16 protein-coding genes are annotated in these 17,214 nt (G+C 74.1%); 14 read left to right on the top strand and 2 right to left on the bottom strand.

All coding sequences use genetic code 11. The annotated features are described in order from the left end of the window. Window positions 1–295: 295 nt before the first annotated feature. The 5 genes from ACFVHV_RS01620 to obgE all read left to right on the top strand — a co-directional run bounded on the left by ACFVHV_RS01620 (window position 296) and on the right by obgE (window position 7,610). The gene (locus ACFVHV_RS01620; protein ID WP_359910945.1) at window positions 296–1,096 is read left to right on the top strand and encodes a TIGR03936 family radical SAM-associated protein; all 801 of its coding nucleotides are present in this window, start codon (window positions 296–298) and stop codon (window positions 1,094–1,096) included. 398 nt (window positions 1,097–1,494) lie between these two features. Beyond that, window positions 1,495–5,172 carry a ribonuclease E/G gene (locus ACFVHV_RS01615; RefSeq protein WP_380348049.1) on the top strand — a complete coding sequence of 1,226 codons (3,678 nt, stop codon included), beginning with the start codon at window positions 1,495–1,497 and terminating at the stop codon, window positions 5,170–5,172. Window positions 5,173–5,399: 227 nt separating this feature from the next. Next, a complete protein-coding gene (gene rplU, locus ACFVHV_RS01610; RefSeq protein ID WP_045696828.1) occupies window positions 5,400–5,717 on the top strand; it encodes a 50S ribosomal protein L21 in 318 nt (105 codons plus the stop codon). A 14-nt stretch (window positions 5,718–5,731) separates the two neighbouring features. Further along, entirely contained in the window at window positions 5,732–5,989 is a 258-nt protein-coding gene (gene rpmA / locus ACFVHV_RS01605; RefSeq protein WP_030309712.1) for a 50S ribosomal protein L27, read from the top strand. A gap of 139 nt (window positions 5,990–6,128) precedes the next feature. After that, complete coding sequence (gene obgE, locus ACFVHV_RS01600; protein ID WP_380348047.1) at window positions 6,129–7,610, top strand: GTPase ObgE; 1,482 nt, start codon at window positions 6,129–6,131, stop codon at window positions 7,608–7,610. Between the two features lie 102 nt (window positions 7,611–7,712). On the opposite strand, the gene ACFVHV_RS01595 is transcribed toward obgE, so the two are convergent. Next, entirely contained in the window at window positions 7,713–8,489 is a 777-nt protein-coding gene (locus tag ACFVHV_RS01595; protein ID WP_359910952.1) for a hypothetical protein, read from the bottom strand. A 306-nt stretch (window positions 8,490–8,795) separates the two neighbouring features. Here ACFVHV_RS01595 and proB point away from each other — a divergent pair, with 306 nt between their 5' ends. The 5 genes from proB (at window position 8,796) to ACFVHV_RS01570 (ending at window position 14,079) form a co-directional block, all read left to right on the top strand. Continuing rightward, window positions 8,796–9,932 (top strand): glutamate 5-kinase, encoded by a 1,137-nt coding sequence (gene proB, locus ACFVHV_RS01590; RefSeq protein WP_359910954.1) that lies wholly within the window; start codon window positions 8,796–8,798, stop codon window positions 9,930–9,932. A gap of 174 nt (window positions 9,933–10,106) precedes the next feature. Then, window positions 10,107–10,631 (top strand): hypothetical protein, encoded by a 525-nt coding sequence (locus ACFVHV_RS01585; RefSeq protein ID WP_359910956.1) that lies wholly within the window; start codon window positions 10,107–10,109, stop codon window positions 10,629–10,631. A gap of 258 nt (window positions 10,632–10,889) precedes the next feature. Further along, window positions 10,890–12,212: a glutamate-5-semialdehyde dehydrogenase gene (locus ACFVHV_RS01580; protein WP_380348044.1), complete on the top strand. Its 1,323-nt coding sequence runs from the start codon at window positions 10,890–10,892 to the stop codon at window positions 12,210–12,212. 89 nt (window positions 12,213–12,301) lie between these two features. Further along, window positions 12,302–12,886, top strand: coding sequence for a hypothetical protein (locus tag ACFVHV_RS01575; protein ID WP_359910959.1), 585 nt, complete (start codon window positions 12,302–12,304; stop codon window positions 12,884–12,886). 131 nt (window positions 12,887–13,017) lie between these two features. Beyond that, a complete protein-coding gene (locus tag ACFVHV_RS01570; RefSeq protein WP_359910962.1) occupies window positions 13,018–14,079 on the top strand; it encodes a hypothetical protein in 1,062 nt (353 codons plus the stop codon). Window positions 14,080–14,181: 102 nt separating this feature from the next. On the opposite strand, the gene ACFVHV_RS01565 is transcribed toward ACFVHV_RS01570, so the two are convergent. Beyond that, window positions 14,182–15,297, bottom strand: a complete 1,116-nt coding sequence (locus ACFVHV_RS01565; RefSeq protein WP_380348042.1) for a M48 family metallopeptidase — start codon at window positions 15,295–15,297, stop codon at window positions 14,182–14,184. 261 nt (window positions 15,298–15,558) lie between these two features. Here ACFVHV_RS01565 and ACFVHV_RS01560 point away from each other — a divergent pair, with 261 nt between their 5' ends. From ACFVHV_RS01560 to ACFVHV_RS01545, 4 genes are all read left to right on the top strand, one after another. Then, window positions 15,559–15,705 (top strand): hypothetical protein, encoded by a 147-nt coding sequence (locus ACFVHV_RS01560; protein WP_359910966.1) that lies wholly within the window; start codon window positions 15,559–15,561, stop codon window positions 15,703–15,705. A 210-nt stretch (window positions 15,706–15,915) separates the two neighbouring features. Beyond that, window positions 15,916–16,071 carry a hypothetical protein gene (locus tag ACFVHV_RS01555; RefSeq protein ID WP_359910967.1) on the top strand — a complete coding sequence of 52 codons (156 nt, stop codon included), beginning with the start codon at window positions 15,916–15,918 and terminating at the stop codon, window positions 16,069–16,071. A 123-nt stretch (window positions 16,072–16,194) separates the two neighbouring features. After that, entirely contained in the window at window positions 16,195–16,827 is a 633-nt protein-coding gene (gene nadD / locus ACFVHV_RS01550; protein ID WP_049658574.1) for a nicotinate-nucleotide adenylyltransferase, read from the top strand. A gap of 14 nt (window positions 16,828–16,841) precedes the next feature. Further along, window positions 16,842–17,214: hypothetical protein (locus ACFVHV_RS01545; protein ID WP_380348040.1), on the top strand; the 373-nt coding region annotated here is incomplete at its 3' end.

The following is a 17,214-nucleotide window of genomic DNA, read 5'->3' as shown; positions in this document are numbered from 1 at the left end:
CCCACATCCACATCGCCCCCACCGGAAATAAGATGCCCCCCCTGACGGTGGCCAACATTAAGCGGGAGCCCCCGTCCCGCGACCCCCGGCCGGAACGTTCCGGCCGGGGGTCGCGGCGTGCGGTGGAGCGGAGGCTGACCAGGGGCGGAGCGAGGGGGAGCGCGGGGCGCGTACCCTTTGAGGTGACAGAGTCCGGACAGTGGCGGGAAGACGCCGCACCGGACGGGGACAACTGACTAAGGACTGAGCGACCCTGGCACGCCGTACGCCCGACGGTCCGCCGCCCGCGCCGACGGTGCAGCGGATTCGTCTCCGCTACACCAAGCGCGGTCGGCTCCGCTTCACCAGCCACCGCGACTTCCAGCGCGCCTTCGAGCGCGCCCTGCGCCGGTCCGCCGTTCCGATGGCCTACTCGGCCGGCTTCACCCCGCACCCGAAGGTCTCCTACGCCAACGCGGCCCCGACCGGGGTGGCGAGCGAGGCGGAGTACCTGGAGATCGGCCTGGCCGCGGTCCGCGACCCCGAGCAGCTGCGGGCGCAGCTGGACGAGTCGCTGCCGGCCGGCCTGGACGTGATCGACGCGGTCGAGGTCCGGACGCCGAACTTCGTGGAGCGCCTGGAGGCCTCCGAGTGGCTGCTCCGACTGGACGGCGTGGAGCCCGACGTGGCCGCCGAGGCGGTCGCGAGCTTCCTCGCCGCCGAGCGGGTCGAGGTCGAGCGCCGCACCAAGAACGGCCTGCGGGTCTTCGACGCGCGGGGCGCGGTGGCGGCGCTGGAAGCCGTCCCGGCCCAGGTCGAGGCCGGTGCGGACGCCGGGCCCGGAACCGACCGCGATGTTCGGACCGGCCGTCCCTGTGCGATACTGCGCCTGGTAGTACGACACGCCACACCCGCCGTACGACCCGACGACGTATTGTCCGGTCTCCGTGCGACGGCCGACCTGGCGCCGCCGGTCCCCGCAGAGGTGACCAGGCTGGCGCAGGGGCCGCTCGACGAGGAGACCGGCACGGTGACCGACCCGCTGGCGCTCGACCGCGCGGCGGCCCCGGTCGGCTCGGAGCCGGCCGTGGGGCCGCACGCTACCGCGTCCGCCTAGCGGGGGGAGGCCGGGTCCAGTACCTCACTGGACCCGACGGTCCTCCAGGGTTCCCGCGGCTCCCCAGGGGAGCGAGCGTCGTCGCAGCACAGGCCTGCCACCCGGGGCCTGCCGACCAGGAAGGTCGGCCGGTCCGGGACCCCGTCCGGGAGCCACCCGGGGTTGGGGGACGGCGCAGCTTGGGAAAACCTCAGAAGACTGGTCAGAACCAGAAGACTTTCGACACCCCGCCGAGCGCGGGGCGCCGAGCGAGACTACGAGCCCCTGTGCGGCGTCGCGTCCGCGCGGCGGCACCGTCAAAAGGGTCCGGTCCGGGCATCGTCGCGATGCCGGCCACCCAGCGGTGCCGTGCCGTGCCCGGATGTGGAGCCCGGGGGCCTGACGGGAGATCCACCCGCATGCTCGATAACACCGATCCGCAGCAGACTGCGGCCACGGACCAGAACGAATCCGCCGCGACCGGTGGCGAGGGCGCGTCCGCCGCGCCGCCGCGCCGTCGTCGCCGCGCGGTGTCCCGCCCGGCGGGCACCCCGCAGGGTGCGGCCGCCGAGGCGGCCGAGACGGTGCTGCCGGCCGAGACGCCGACCGCCGCGGCCACCCCGGCTCCGGCCGTGGAGCCGGCGGCCGAGCCCGCCGCCGAGAAGCCGGTCCGGGCCCGCCGGACCCGCAAGCGCGCCGAGGCCCCGGCCGGGGCGCCGGAGGCCACCCCGATCGTGGTGACCGCACCGGAGACGGCGCAGGCCCCGGCGGCCGAGCCCGCCGCCGAGAAGCCCGCGAAGGCCACCAGGGCCACCAGGGCCACCAAGGCGGGCAAGACCGAGAAGGCGGAGAAGGCCGACAAGGCCGAGGTCGCCGAGGTCGCCGAGCCCGTCGCCGAGAAGCCCGCCCGGGCCCGGCGCACCCGCAAGCGCGCCGAGGCGCCCGCCGGTGCTCCCACGACCGAGGCCGAGGCGCCGGTCGTCGAGACGCCGGTCGTCGAGGCCGTCGCCCCCGAGGCCCCCGCCGCCGCCGAGTCGGTGGCCGAGGAGGCCCCGGCCGCTCCGGCCCGCCGCCCCCGCCGCCGTCGCGTGGTCGAGGCCGCGCCGGTCGTCGAGGCCCCGGTGGAGGAGCCCGTTGCCGAGGCGCCGCAGGCCGAGGAGCCCGCCGCCGCGGAGGAGCCCGAGGAGGAGGCCGTCGAGGCCGCCGCCCCCGAGGCCCCCGTCACCGAGGCGCCCGCCGAGCCGCACCACCGGGTGCGCCGCCGCGCCGTGCGCCCGGCCACCGCGGTCTTCCAGGCCCCGGTGTTCCAGGAGCCGGCCCCCTTCGTCGCGCCGTCCACGCCGTCCGCGCCGGCCACCGCGGCCGCGCCGCAGCAGCCCGTCGCCGCCCCGGTGCAGGCCGAGGCCCCGGCCGTGGCCGAGCGCACGGAGGAGGACGACGAGTTCGAGTACAGCGGTGTCGGCCGTCGCCGCCGGGTCCGTACCCGGGTCGAGCCGACCCGTCGCAAGCCGGCCGCCCAGGCGAAGGCCCAGGCCCAGGCGAAGGCGCCGGCGAAGGCCCCCGTGAAGGCCCCGGTCGAGGCCGCGCCGGTCGTCGAGGCCCCGGTCGCCGAGGCGCCCGCCGTGGAGGCCCCCGTCACCGGTCCGGAGACCGAGGGCGAGTGGGAGGACGACGGCCGTCCGTCGCGCCGTCGCCGCCGGGGTGGCCGCCGCCGCCGTCGTGGCGAGGCCGAGGAGTTCGAGGCCGCCGAGGCCGTCGAGACCGAGCAGCCCGCCGCCGAGGAGTCGGCCGAGGCCGTCGCCGAGGACGAGGGCGAGGAGGACGACGACCTGGCCGCCGGCCTGTCCTCGTCGCGCCGCCGCCGTCGCCGCCGTCGCCGCAGCGGTGAGGCCGGCGCCGTCGAGGCCGCCGAGACCACCGAGGACGGCGTCCGCACGGTGGTGAAGGTGCGCGAGCCGCGCCGCCGCTCCACCGAGCCGTCCTTCGACCCGGACGAGGTGCAGTCCATCAAGGGCTCGACCCGTCTGGAGGCCAAGAAGCAGCGCCGCCGCGAGGGCCGCGAGCTGGGCCGCCGCCGGGTGCCGATCATCACCGAGGCCGAGTTCCTGGCCCGCCGCGAGTCGGTCGAGCGCGTCATGGTGGTGCGCCAGAGCGGCCAGCGCACCCAGATCGGCGTCCTCGAGGACGGCGTGCTGGTCGAGCACTACGTCAATAAGGAGCAGGCCACCTCGTACGTCGGCAACGTCTACCTGGGCAAGGTCCAGAACGTGCTGCCGTCGATGGAGGCCGCCTTCGTCGACATCGGCAAGGGCCGCAACGCGGTGCTGTACGCCGGTGAGGTCAACTTCGGCGCGCTGGGCGGCCACGGCGGCCCGCGCCGGATCGAGTCGGTGCTGAAGTCCGGCCAGTCCGTGCTGGTGCAGGTCTCCAAGGACCCGATCGGCCACAAGGGCGCCCGCCTGACCAGCCAGATCTCGCTGCCCGGCCGCTACCTGGTGTACGTGCCCGAGGGCTCGATGACGGGCATCTCGCGCAAGCTTCCGGAGAACGAGCGCGCCCGGCTGAAGCAGATCCTCAAGAAGATCGTCCCGGACGACGCGGGCGTCATCGTGCGCACCGCCGCCGAGGGCGCCTCCGAGGAGGAGCTGACCCGCGACGTCCAGCGCCTCCAGCAGCAGTGGGAGGACATCCAGAAGAAGGCCGCGACCGGCAACGCCCCGGCGCTGCTGTACGGCGAGCCGGACATGACCGTCCGGGTCGTCCGCGACATCTTCAACGAGGACTTCAGCAAGGTCATCGTCTCCGGCGACGAGGCGTGGAAGACCATCCACGAGTACGTCTCCAACGTGGCCCCGGACCTCGCCGAGCGGCTCCAGCGGTGGACCTCCGAGGTGGACGTGTTCGCCACCTACCGGATCGACGAGCAGCTGATGAAGGCGCTGGACCGCAAGGTCTGGCTGCCCAGCGGCGGTTCGCTGGTGATCGACCGCACCGAGGCGATGGTCGTCATCGACGTCAACACCGGGAAGTTCGTCGGCCAGGGCGGCAACCTGGAGGAGACGGTCACCCGGAACAACATCGAGGCGGCCGAGGAGATCGTGCGCCAGCTGCGGCTGCGCGACCTCGGCGGCATCATCGTGATCGACTTCATCGACATGGTGCTGGAGTCCAACCGCGACCTGGTGCTGCGCCGCCTGCTGGAGTGCCTGGGCCGGGACCGGACCAAGCACCAGGTGGCCGAGGTCACCTCGCTGGGCCTGGTCCAGATGACCCGCAAGCGGGTCGGCCAGGGCCTGCTGGAGTCCTTCTCCGAGCCGTGCGTGCACTGCAACGGCCGCGGCGTGATCGTCCACATGGAGCAGCCGAGCGCCCACGTCCACGCCCCCGTGGCGGCGGGCGAGGCCGGTGCGGGCGGCGGCAAGCGCCGTCGTCGCGGCAAGGGCGGCGCGGGCCACGAGGAGCCGCAGGCCGTCGAGCCCGCGGTGACCATCCTGTCCGAGTCGGCGGAGGACGTCGCCGAGCCGGTGCGCGAGGAGATCGAGGGCCAGCTGGCCCTGGAGGTCCCGGGCGTCGAGGCTCCGGCCGAGGCGGCCGCGCCGGCCGTCGAGGTCCCCGCGGCCCCCGTGGCCGAGGTCCCGGCCGCCGCTCCGGCGGGCCGTCCGCGTCGCCGCGCGGTGCGCAAGGCGACCGCTCCGGCGGGTTCCCCGGACACCGCCGAGATCGTGGTGCTCCAGGCCAAGGCCGAGGCGGCGCTGGAGGCGGCCCTGGAGGCCGCCGCCCCGGCGGTCGCGGAAGCCGCCGCCGAGGCCGTCGCCGAGGCGCCGGGCGAGCCGGTCGTGGTCGCGGAGGCCGCGGTCGTCGCCGAGGCTCCCGAGGCCACGGAGGCTCCCGAGGCCACGGAGGCCGGCGAGGCTCCGGCCGAGGAGGCGCCGGCGCCGAAGAAGCGGGCCGCCCGCAAGACCGCCGCGAAGAAGACCGCCGCCAAGAAGACCACCACGGCGGCCAAGAAGACCACCGCCCGCAAGACCGCCACCAAGCGGACGAGCGCGGCGGCCAAGAAGGCCGCGGCCGCCGAGGGTGATACGGCGTCCGAGTAGTGCCCACGCCCGGGGCGGGAGTGATCCCGCCCCGGGTCGTACGGGCCGGTTTGCCCCCCGGGCGGCCGGTCCGTATTCTTGACCATCGGCGTGTCTACGCCATGCTCCCGAGCACATCACCTTCCCGGGTCGCCGCGTTCGCGCGGAGGGCCGGGGAGAGGCTCCTGTGTCCGTACCCAGGTGGCTGGCGTCGGGGGTTCCGACCGAGCAAGGAAAGCAGGTACCGCATGTACGCGATCGTTCGCGCAGGCGGCCGCCAGCACAAGGTCGCCGTGGGCGACGTGCTGGAGATCGACCGTATCGAGGCCAAGCCGGGTGACTCGGTCGAGCTCTCGACCATCCTCGTCGTCGACGGTGACGCCGTCACCTCCGACCCGTGGGTCCTGGCCGGCGTGAAGGCTCACGCCGAGGTGGTCGACCAGACCAAGGGTGACAAGATCGTCATCCTGCGTTACAAGAACAAGACCGGCTACCGCCGTCGCCAGGGTCACCGTCAGCAGCACACCGCGGTGCGCATCACGAGCATCGACTCGGTCAGCAAGTAAGGGGATAGCGAAAAATGGCACACAAGAAGGGCGCAAGCTCTACTCGTAACGGCCGTGACTCGAACGCCCAGCGCCTCGGCGTGAAGCGCTTCGGTGGCCAGGTCGTCTCCGCCGGCGAGATCCTCGTCCGCCAGCGCGGCACCCACTTCCACCCGGGTGCCGGTGTCGGTCGCGGTGGCGACGACACCCTGTTCGCGCTGACCGCCGGTGCGGTGCAGTTCGGCACCCGTCGTGGCCGCAAGGTCGTCAACATCGTGGCCGTCGAGGCCTGAGTCCCCGCGGACTCCCGAGTCTGAGAAGACCCACCGGGTCGGACAAGACTCACAGTGAAGGGTGGGCCGGAATTCTCCGGTCCACCCTTCACGCTTTACGCAGGTAGCAAGCAGACTCTCGCGCACTGGAGGCACACCCATGACCACCTTCGTGGACCGCGTCGAACTTCATGTCGCCGCGGGTAACGGGGGCCACGGCTGCGCCTCCGTGCACCGCGAGAAGTTCAAGCCGCTCGGCGGCCCGGACGGCGGCAACGGCGGTGAGGGCGGCAGCGTCATCCTCACCGTGGACTCGCAGGTCACCACCCTGCTGGAGTACCACCACTCGCCCAAGCGCAAGGCCACCAACGGCAAGCCGGGCGCGGGCGGCAACCGCACCGGCGCGATCGGCGAGGACCTCGTCCTGCTGGTGCCGGACGGCACCGTGGTGCTGGACCGCACGGGCAACGTGCTGGCCGACCTGGTCGGGCACGGCACGAGCTTCGTCGCCGCCCAGGGCGGCCGCGGCGGCCTCGGCAACGCCGCGCTGGCCTCGGCCCGCCGCAAGGCGCCCGGCTTCGCGCTGCTCGGCGAGCCCGGGGAGGCCCGTGACATCGTCATGGAGCTCAAGTCCGTCGCCGACGTGGCCCTGGTCGGCTACCCGAGCGCCGGCAAGTCCTCGCTGATCTCGGTGCTCTCCGCCGCCAAGCCGAAGATCGCGGACTACCCGTTCACCACCCTGATCCCCAACCTCGGGGTGGTCACCGCGGGCGACATCGTCTACACCATCGCCGACGTGCCCGGCCTGATCCCGGGCGCCAGCCAGGGCCGCGGCCTGGGCCTGGAGTTCCTGCGCCACGTGGAACGCTGTTCGGTGCTGGTGCACGTGCTGGACTGCGCCACCCTGGAGCCCGGCCGCGACCCGCTGACCGACCTGGAGACCATCGAGGCCGAGCTCGCCGAGTACGGCGGTCTGGAGGACCGCCCGCGCCTGGTCGCGCTCAACAAGGTGGACGTCCCGGACGGCCAGGACATCGCCGACCTGACCCGCGCCTCCCTGGAGGAGCGCGGCTACCGGGTGTTCGAGGTCTCCGCCGCCTCCCGCAAGGGCCTGCGCGAGCTGAGCTTCGCCGTGGCCGGGATCGTCGCCGAGGCGCGCGCCGCCAAGCCGGCCGAGGAGTCCACCCGGATCGTGCTGCGGCCCAAGGCCGTCGACGACGCCGGCTTCACCATCACCGAGGAGGACGGCGCGTACCACATCCGCGGCGTCAAGCCGGAGCGCTGGGTCCGCCAGACCGACTTCAGCAACGACGAGGCCGTCGGCTACCTCGCCGACCGGCTGGCCCGCCTCGGGATCGAGCAGGAGCTGTGGAAGATCGGGGCGCACGAGGGCGACACCGTCGTCATCGGCCCCGAGGAGAACGCCGTCGTCTTCGACTGGGAGCCGACCATGGCCGCCGGTGCCGAGATGCTCGGCCGTCGCGGTGAGGACCACCGCTTCGAGAGCCCGCGCCCGGCGGTCGACCGCCGCCGCGAGAAGCAGAAGGGCCGGGACGCGGCCGAGTCCGAGTTCCTCGCCTTCGAGGCGCTCTCCAGCGGCCGCCAGGCCGCCATCGAGGGCGAGGACGACGAGGACCACTGAGCCTCGGAGTCCTGAGGCCTGTCTCCAGGGCCCCTGTCGGACGGCCCCCGTCACCTGTCGAAGGTGGCGGGGGCCGTCCGCGTGCTCAGCGGTGACCGGGCGTCACTTGGCCCAGGAGGCCTGGAGCTTCAGCGGGTCGGCCAGGTCGGTGTAGCCGACCGCGGCCGGGGTGTTCCCGGGGATGGAGATGATGGTGCAGCCCTTGGCCTCGGCGCCCTTGGTCACGCCCTGGAACTTCGCCCCGGTGCACTTGGGCAGCGGGGTGGCGGCGGTCATGACGTTGAGCCCCTTCTTGCCGGCGGTGTCGAAGACGACGAACTTCGAGTCCGGGGCGGTGAAGGAGAGGCTGGCGTCCCCGACGTTCTTGATGGTGTAGCTCACGTACACCGGGGTGCGGCCTTCCAGGCCGACGATGCTGATCTTGGCGGCGGTGAAGTCCTGCACCGAGCCGACCTCGACGCCGGTGACGGTGATCTCCAGCTTGGTGGCGACCTTGGAGGTCTTGTCGGCGAAGTCCACGGTGGCGCTCTGGCCGACCTTCACGCTGCTGGCGGCCGCCGGGACGGCTCCGCCGCCGGCCCCGCCGCCCGCCGCACCGGCGGTGCCCGCGCCGCCGGCCGCCGCTCCGCCGGTCGCCGCACCCGACGGGGCCGCGGTCGAACCGCCGGCCGCGCCGCCGGTCGCGGTGCCCCCGGTGGCGGCACCTCCGGTGGCGGTGCCCGGAGCGCCGCTGGTCGGCGCCGGAGCGGCACCGGTCGAGCCGCCCGCCGGTGCGGCCGGGTCGGCGTTGTCCGGCCCGCAGGCCGCGAGCGACAGTGCGGTGGCCGCCGCGAGCGCGGCGAAGGTCAGCTTGGTGGTGTACGAACGCATGGTGCGCATTTCTCCTGGGCGCACGGCCGCGACCGTTGCCGGCCTTTGCCCAGTGCGGCGCCGCCCGTCGTGACAGGAAGGGTCGATGACGACATGGGTCCAGCGGGCAAGAAGCCGTCCCCCGATCTGGCTTGCGGTCAGGGACCATACCAGTCATCCGGATTGCCGGACGGGCTGTGGCGGGCCCGTGACCGGGCCGGGTCCAGCCGGTGAAACACCCGGCGGGTGACCTGCGCCGATCGCGTAGATTGCGGGGGTGACGGCCGGGCCCGGGCCCCGCCGTACCCGCACCACACCGGAAGGGCGTACAGCGAGATGAGCGAGGACTCTCTGCGGGACGAGGTGCTGACCGCGCGGCGGATCGTCGTCAAGGTCGGCTCCTCCTCCCTGACCACGGCGGCCGGCGGCCTGGACGCCGACCGCGTCGACGCCCTGGTGGACGCGCTCGCCAAGCTGCGCGGCCGCCCCGGGGCGCCGGAGGTCGTGCTCGTCTCCTCCGGCGCGATCGCCGCCGGCCTGGCCCCGCTCGGCCTGGACCGGCGGCCCAAGGACCTGGCCCGCCAGCAGGCCGCCGCCAGCGTCGGCCAGGGCCTGCTGGTCGCCCGCTACACCGCCTCCTTCGCCCGGTACGGGATCAGGGTCGGCCAGGTGCTGCTCACCGCCGAGGACGCCAGCCGGCGCGCCCACTACCGCAACGCCTACCGCACCCTGGACCAGCTGCTCGCGATGGGCGCGATGCCGATCGTCAACGAGAACGACACCGTCGCCACCGCCGAAATCAAGTTCGGCGACAACGACCGGCTCGCCGCCCTGGTCGCCCACCTGGTCCGCGCCGACCTGCTGGTGCTGCTCTCCGACGTGGACGGGCTGTACGACGGCGACCCGTCCCGCCCCGGCACCAGCCGGATCGCCGAGGTGCGCGGCCCGCAGGACCTCGACGGCATCGAGATCGGCAGCGCCGGCAAGGCCGGGGTCGGCACCGGCGGCATGGTCACCAAGGTCGAGGCGGCCCGGATCGCCACCGGCGCCGGCATCCCGGTGGTGCTCACCGCCGCCAGCCAGGCCGCCGACGCGCTGGCCGGCCGGCCCACCGGCACGCTCTTCCTGCGCACCGGAAGCCGGACCTCCGACCGGATGCTCTGGCTGGCCCACGCGAGCAGCCCGCGCGGGGCGCTGCACCTGGACGAGGGTGCCGTCCGGGCGGTCGTCTCCGGTGGCGCCTCGCTGCTGCCGGCCGGGGTCACCAAGGTCGACGGGGAGTTCGCCGCGGGTGATCCGGTGGACCTTCTTGCCGAAAACGGCCACATCGTGGCTCGCGGACTGGTCAACTTTGATGCGAGGGAGTTGCCCCGCCTGCTCGGCCGGTCCACCCGCGACCTGGCCCAGGAGTTCGGCGCCGCGTACGAGCGCGAGGTCGTCCACCGCGACGACCTGGTCGTTCTGCGCGGCTGACCGGCCCGGCGGGCCGGCACCGGCCGCCCGGCCGATCGGCGCAGCGCGCACGGCGGACCGCTCCGTACCGGGAGCGGCCCGGCCACGGGCGAGGAGGGGCGCAGCCGTACCGGTCGGCCGAGGGTCGACGGGGCCGGTGGGGACGACAGGACATCGCCGAACAGGAGGCCGCCGGTGGAACGCAGGCGCGAGGCAGCGCTGACCGCAGGGACGGCGGGCCGGCGGCTGACCAGCATCGACGGCGGGCGCGGGGACGGCCCCGCCGAGCCGGCCGGTCCGCCGCCGCAGAGGCCCGGCGGGGTGCGCAGGATGCGGCCCGAACGCGACCGGGCGGCCCAGCCGCCCACCGTGCCCGAGCAGGCGCGGCTGTGGCACGTGGTGCTGAGCGTGGCCGGGCAGGTCACCCCGCTGCCCTCGCTGCGCGCCTCACTGGAGCAGCTGGCGCACGACCACTCGTTCTTCCTGACCGCCCGCTACGCGGCCGACCACGCGGAGATCCGCTACTGGGAGCAGGCCCGGGACCTCCACGACGCGGCGGCCATCGCGCTGCGGCTGTGGGGCGAGCACAAGGTCACCGCGAACCTGCCGCCCTGGGAGATCGTCGGGCTGGAGGTGGTCGACCGGGCGACGTACCACAAACGGGTGGCGGAGGGCTTCGGCGACCCGCCGCCGCACCTGGGCGGCGTGCACCCGTACTGAGCCGCCCCGTACTGAGCCGGCTCGTACCGGGCCGCCCCGTACTGAGCCGCCCCGTACCGGGCCGCCCCGTACCGGGCCGCCCCGTACCGGGCCGCCCCGTACCGGGCCGCCCCGTACCGGGCACTCCCGTGCCGGGCCGTCCCCGGCGGCCGGGCGGCCCCCTCGGCCGGGGATCGTCGGGCCGGGACCGGCGGAGCGGCGTCTCACCGGGCGAAATACCGCCCGGGCGGGGCGGGTGCAGTCGCTACCCTTGGCGGCATGACCAGCGACCTCGCCACCGCCGACAGCCCCGTCCTCGCCGTAGCGCGCCGAGCCCGGGAGGCCGCCGCCGCGCTCGCCCCGCTGCCGCGCGGCGCGAAGGACGCCGCGTTGCTGGCGGTCGCGGACGCCCTGGTGGCCCGCGGCGCCGAGATCGTCGCGGCCAACGCCGAGGACGTGGAGCGGGCCCGGGCGGCCGGCACGGCCGAGTCGGTGATCGACCGGCTGACCCTGACCGAGGAGCGGATCGCCGCGATCGCCTCCGACGTGCGCGACGTGGCGGGCCTGCCCGACCCGGTCGGCGAGGTGGTGCGCGGCTACACCCTGCCCAACGGCCTGGACGTGCGGCAGGTCCGGGTGCCGCTCGGCGTGGTCGGCATCATCTACGAGGCCCGCCCGAACGTCACCGCGGACGCCGCCGCGCTCTGCCTCAAGTCCGGCAACGCGGTGCTGCTGCGCGGCTCCGCCTCCGCCTACCGCTCCAACACCGCGCTGGTCGCCGTGGTGCGCGACGCCGTCGCCGCGGCCGGGCTGCCCGCCGACGCGGTCCAGCTGGTGCCGGGGGAGAGCCGGGACTCGGTGCGGGAGCTGATGCGCGCCCGCGGCCACGTGGACGTGCTGATCCCGCGCGGCGGCGCCTCGCTGATCCGCACCGTGGTCGAGGGCTCCACCGTCCCGGTGATCGAGACCGGCACCGGCAACTGCCACGTCTACGTGGACGCCGAGACGGACCTGGCGATGGCCGTCGGCATCCTGCTGAACTCCAAGGCGCAGCGGGTCAGCGTCTGCAACGCGGCCGAGACGCTGCTGGTCCACCAGGACGTCGCGGACGCCTTCCTGCCGCTCGCGCTGGCGGCGCTCGCCGAGGCCGGGGTGACGGTGCACGGTGACGAGGCGGTGCTGAAGGCCGCCGAGGGCGGCCCGGCCACCGTGGTGCCGGCCACCGACGAGGACTGGGGCGCCGAGTACCTCTCGCTGGACCTGGCCGCCGCGGTGGTGCCCTCGCTGGACGCCGCCGTCGAGCACATCCGCCGCTGGTCCTCCGGCCACACCGAGGCGATCGTCACCACGTCGCAGGCCGCCGCCCGCCGGTTCACCCGGTTGGTCGACTCCACCACGGTGGCCGTCAACGCCTCGACCCGCTTCACCGACGGCGGTGAGTTCGGCTTCGGCGCGGAGATCGGCATCTCCACCCAGAAGCTGCACGCCCGCGGCCCGATGGGCCTGCCCGAGCTGACCAGCACCAAGTACATCGTCACTGGTGACGGCCACGTGCGGGGCGAGGCGGCGCAGACCGTGGGCGGGAACGCGCACGGCCGCTGAACGCCGGGTGAGGGGCGTCCGTCACACGTGTGACGGACCAACTGCCGGGAGCCACAGACAAATCGCCCGGCCGGTAATACGCTGAATCCGTGGCTGAGGATGTGGGGGGCTTCCCGTACCCCGACGGCGCCGACCACGGTGGTGCGGACGACGAGTTCGCCACCGTGGTCTTCGATGAGGCCTTCGTCCGGTCCGCCGCCGTGCACGAGCCGACCGCCAAGGAGCGGCAACTCGCCGCCGCCGAGGCCCGGTTCGAGCCGGACGCCGCGGGCCCGGGCTGGGGCTGTGACGTCCCTGCGGGGGACGGACTGCCGCTGGAACTGCGCCCGTACCCGAGCGGGCTCGACGCGGACCACCTCTACCCCGATCCCTGGTCGGGGCCGGACCGGGCGGCCGACCGCCGGGTCCGGCGGCGGTGGCGACGCGGCTACGACCCGGTGCGCTCCCGCGGGCGGTACGTGGCCCAGCAGCGGTGGCACCGGCCGGTGGCCTGGGTGCTCGCCGTGATCATGGGCGTGGGCCTGGTGGCGATCGCGGTCGCGGCGATCTACCAGGGCGTGGGCGGTTCCGCGGGAGCGCCCCGGCGCCCCGAGTCCGGCACCAGCAGCGCCGGGGTCGATCCGGGGCAGGCCCCGGCCGATCCCCCGCTGGTGGTCACGGCACCGGCGGGCTAGGGCGGGCCGGGGCGGGCCGATGCCATCGCCCCGGGCGCGGGCGCACGCCCGGGGGCGGTGGTCACTGAGCGTTCCCGGGAATGTGCGCCCGCACCCTCGTGGCGGCGCCGGTGTCGGCCTACCCTGGTGGTGTGGGTGACCCGCGAGAGCCTCCGGAGGGTACGCCCGAGGGCGGTTCCGGCAACGAGGACGAATTCCGGTCCGTCGTGTTCGACGAATCGTTCGTGCGGGCTGCCCGCATCCAGGAACTGTCCGCCCGGGAGCGGCTGGCCGGCTCCTTCGGCAAGGCCACCCGGCCGCGGGTGCGGCTCGGCCCGCTGGGCACCGTCCCGCGCCAGGCGCTCATCCTGCTGCTGCTCATCCTGCTCGCCTTCGGGACCGCGGTGTACTTCGGCGTGAGCTCGCCGAGGGGGACCGCGGTGCGGCCCGAGGGCAGTCAACTGACCGTCAGCCTGGTCGCGTTGAGCCCGGCGTCGGCCGTCCGCCCGGTCGCCGACCCGGCGGACCCGTTCACCGCGCTGCAGCCCGGGTACGGGGACGGCACGATCGGGCTGAACACCCCGACCGGGGCCGCCACCGAGCACTTCAGCCGGGTCGAGGTGACCAAGGCGCTCGACACCGTCCAGCGCTACCTGGTCGCCTCCTCGCTGGCCCCGGCCGCGCTGGTCCAGGGCGCCACCGCCGACGTGCGGGCCTTCGTCACGCCCGGTGAGCAGGCGGAGTTCGACGCGAGCGTGGCGCAGCCGGTGGACGACCGGCACCACGCGGTGACCGGCTGGATGGTCCGCTTCGACCCGGCGCAGGTCGCGCTGGCCTCGAACACCGTGAAGGTGGCCGGCGCGATGCGGATCGACGAGGCGGACGGCGGGACCCTGCAGATCACCACCGACCACACCTTCGTCTACGCGCTGAAGCCGGCCGGGGCCCCGGCCGGAGCGCCGGTCACCCTGGAGACCGTGCGGCGGCAGCTGACCTTCGAGTTCGACCGGGTCGACCTGGCCTCGGCGCAGCTGCGGCTGGTGGACTCGGTGGTGCAGGCCGGTCCGGAGCCCTGCGACACCTCGATGGCGGGCTTCCTGCAGCCGGTGCTGGCCACCGCGCAGGGCACGGCGGTCGCGCCGCCGTCGCCGGTCGACCCCGGCAACCACGCCCGGCCGGGCTGGCAGGTGTGCGCGGTGCTGGCGGGCGGCTGAGGCGTGCCCCGGCAGTGGAACGGCGAGGCGGCCGGTGCCCCGGACGGGACACCGGCCGCCGTCGCGGTCGGGGTGGGCCGGCGGTCGTCGCGGCCCCGGGGGTCAGCTGCCGTCGCGGTCCGCGGAACCCGAGCCCGCTGAACCCGAGCCCGAGGAGCCGTTGCCCGAGGAACCGTTGCCCGAGGAGCCGTTGCGGCCGGCGGCGCCGGTGAAGGTGTCGCGGAGCTTGCCGCCGACGGTCGCCGCGCCGCCGGCGACGTCCCGGAGCAGGCCCATCAGCGGGTCCTTGCTCTCCTTGACCGAGCTGGTGTAGTGGTCGGCGGCGGCCTTCCACTGCTCGGAGACCGAGGCGTCCGGGTCGTCCGCGCGGCGCGGGTAGGCACCGGCCACGATCGAGCGGTAGTCGTCGCTCTCCGCCCACTTCTTCAGCTGGGCGACCCGCACCACCGCGAAGGGGTGGGTCTGCGGCAGCAGCTGGAGCACCTTGAGCACGCCGTCGCGCAGATCGCCGGCCTTCTCGTACTCCTCGGCCTGCTCCAGGAAGGCGTCGACGTTCATCTCGGCCAGGTTGTGGCCGCCGGCCAGCTTCATCAGGGCCCGCATGGACGCCTGGAGGTCCTGTCCGGCGAGCAGGCCGGCCCGGTCGCTGGACAGCTCCGCCTTGCGGAACCACTCCTTGAGCGCGGTGATGACCGCGGTGATCGCCAGGTTGCCCAGCGGCACCCAGGCGATCCGGGTGGCGATGTTGGTGAGGATCATCAGCATCGTCCGGTAGACGGCGTGGCCGGACATCGCGTGGCCGACCTCGTGGCCGATGACGGAGCGCAGTTCCTCCTCGTCGAGCAGCTCGACCAGGCCGCTGGTGACCACGATGACCGGGGTGTCGATGCCGATGCAGTAGGCGTTGACCGTCGGGTCCTGGGAGACGTACAGGTCGGGGACCTGCTCCAGGTCGAGCACGTAGGCGGCGTCCCGCACCATGTCGTGCAGCTCCGGGAACTGGCGCTCGGAGGTCTTCACGGCGGTGGCCAGGAACATCAGCCGGATCGCCCGCTCGGAGACCAGACCGGCGAGCTTCTTCAGGATGTCGTCGAAGCCGGTGAGCTTGCGCAGCGCGACCAGGGCCGAGCGGTCCGCCGGGTGCTCCCAGGCCCGGGTGGAGATTCCGGGGAAGCGCTCGCGGCGGCGGCTCGGGGCCTTCACGGTCGTGTCGGTCATGGTCTGAGTACCTCCTGGTCGACGGCGGCCGCGGCCCGCTGGCCCGCCCCCCGTTGGTCTTCGCCTGCAACGACTGTCTGTGCAACGCGCGCGGTTGCGTACTCGTCCCCGGGGGCAGCGTACGCGCGGAGCGTCCCGGGGGCGGCGGGCGCGTCACCGGGGCCGGTGGGCGGCGTCGGTGTGAGGCCGGTTTAACCTGAGTCCTGGACGACCGAGACCGGACCCGGCCGCGGTACCGAGCAGTTCGAGGAGCCCCCGCAGATGTCCACCGACACGCTTGTCAGCCTGGCCGCGCCCATCTCCGACGAGACCGGCCCGGGCCTGTTCCTGCGGATCATCGTGGTCGCGTCCTTCGTGGGCATCGGCCTGCTGGTCTGGATCATGGCCCGCGCCTTCAAGAACAACTAGGGCCGCTCTCCCGGGCCTGTCGCCGGGCCCGTTCCCGGCCGGCTCGCGGCCCGTTCCCGGCCCTCGCCCCCGGCTCGTGCTCACGCCCGGTCAGCGGCGGTGGGCCGCCGAGCGGTTGCCGTGTAACCCCCCGTACGATGACGGGTGGGCCCTCACCGGCCCGGAACCACCCCCAGGTCCGTTCCCCGAGCCGAGAAGGTCCCGCCGACCATGAGCACTGCTGCCGCACTCCCCGTTCTGAACCTTCTCGCCGAGGGCGAGGGGGGCAACCACGACAGCCTGAACCCGGCCCTGACCGGTGGCGCCGCGCTGTTCATCCTGCTGGTCCTGCTCTTCATCACCACCCGCTTCAACCGGGACCGCTGAGCCGGCCGCGCGGACCGCTCGGGGAGCGTCCGGCCACCGGCCGGCCGCTCCCTCACGCATCTGCGGAGAACCCCCACCCGGCCGTTCCCGCACCGTAACGGGTGTCGCGTAAGGTGTGGCGGCATGGGAGAGCAGGCCGGGAATCCCGGCGGACCGGAACCGGTGAAGAAGCGCCTCGGCGTGATGGGCGGCACCTTCGACCCGATCCACCACGGCCACCTCGTCGCCGCCAGTGAGGTCGCGAGCGCGTTCCACCTGGACGAAGTGATCTTCGTGCCGACCGGGCAGCCGTGGCAGAAGAGCGACCGCCACGTCACCCCGGCCGAGGACCGCTACCTGATGACGGTCATCGCCACCGCCGAGAACCCGCAGTTCTCGGTCAGCCGGATCGACATCGACCGCGAGGGCCCGACGTACACCGTCGACACCCTGCGCGACCTGCACGCCCTGCACCCGGACGCCGACCTCTTCTTCATCACCGGCGCCGACGCGCTCGCCCAGATCCTCTCCTGGCGCGACTCCGACGAGCTCTTCTCGCTGGCCCACTTCATCGGATGCACCCGCCCGGGGCACACTCTGTCGGACGCCGGGCTTCCGGTGGGCGGGGTCTCCCTGGTGGAGGTCCCGGCGCTGGCCATCTCCTCCACGGACTGCCGCAACCGGGTCGCCAAGGGTGAGCCCGTCTGGTACCTCGTCCCGGACGGCGTGGTCCGCTACATCGACAAGCGGGCGCTGTACGCGCCGCGCGGGGACTGATCCAGGAGCGGTGCATGACTGATCGCAGCGACGGCCGGCGGCCGGAGGACTGGTCCACCGGGCAGTACCAGCAGCCGTACCAGGGCTACCAGAACCCGCAGCAGCAGCAACCACAGCAGCCGCAGCCGCAGTCGTACGAGCAGCAGCAGTACGACCAGCAGTACGACCAGTACGGGCAGCCGGTGTACGGGCAGGACCCGTACGGCTACCAGCAGCAGGGCTACCAGGGGTACGACGGGTACCAGCAGGGCGGACAGGGCGGGCAGTTCCCGCAACCACAGCAGCAGCCGCAGCAGCCGCAGTCGTACGAGCAGCAGCAGTACGACCAGCAGTACGACCAGTACGGGCAGCCGGTGTACGGGCAGGACCCGTACGGCTACCAGCAGC

The sequence above is a fragment of the Kitasatospora sp. NPDC127116 genome, from assembly GCF_042677365.1.
Taxonomy (GTDB): Bacteria; Actinomycetota; Actinomycetes; order Streptomycetales; family Streptomycetaceae; genus Kitasatospora; species Kitasatospora lactacystinica.
The sequence above is the reverse complement of the archived record's forward strand: the minus strand, read 5'-3'. Positions and strand labels throughout refer to the sequence as shown.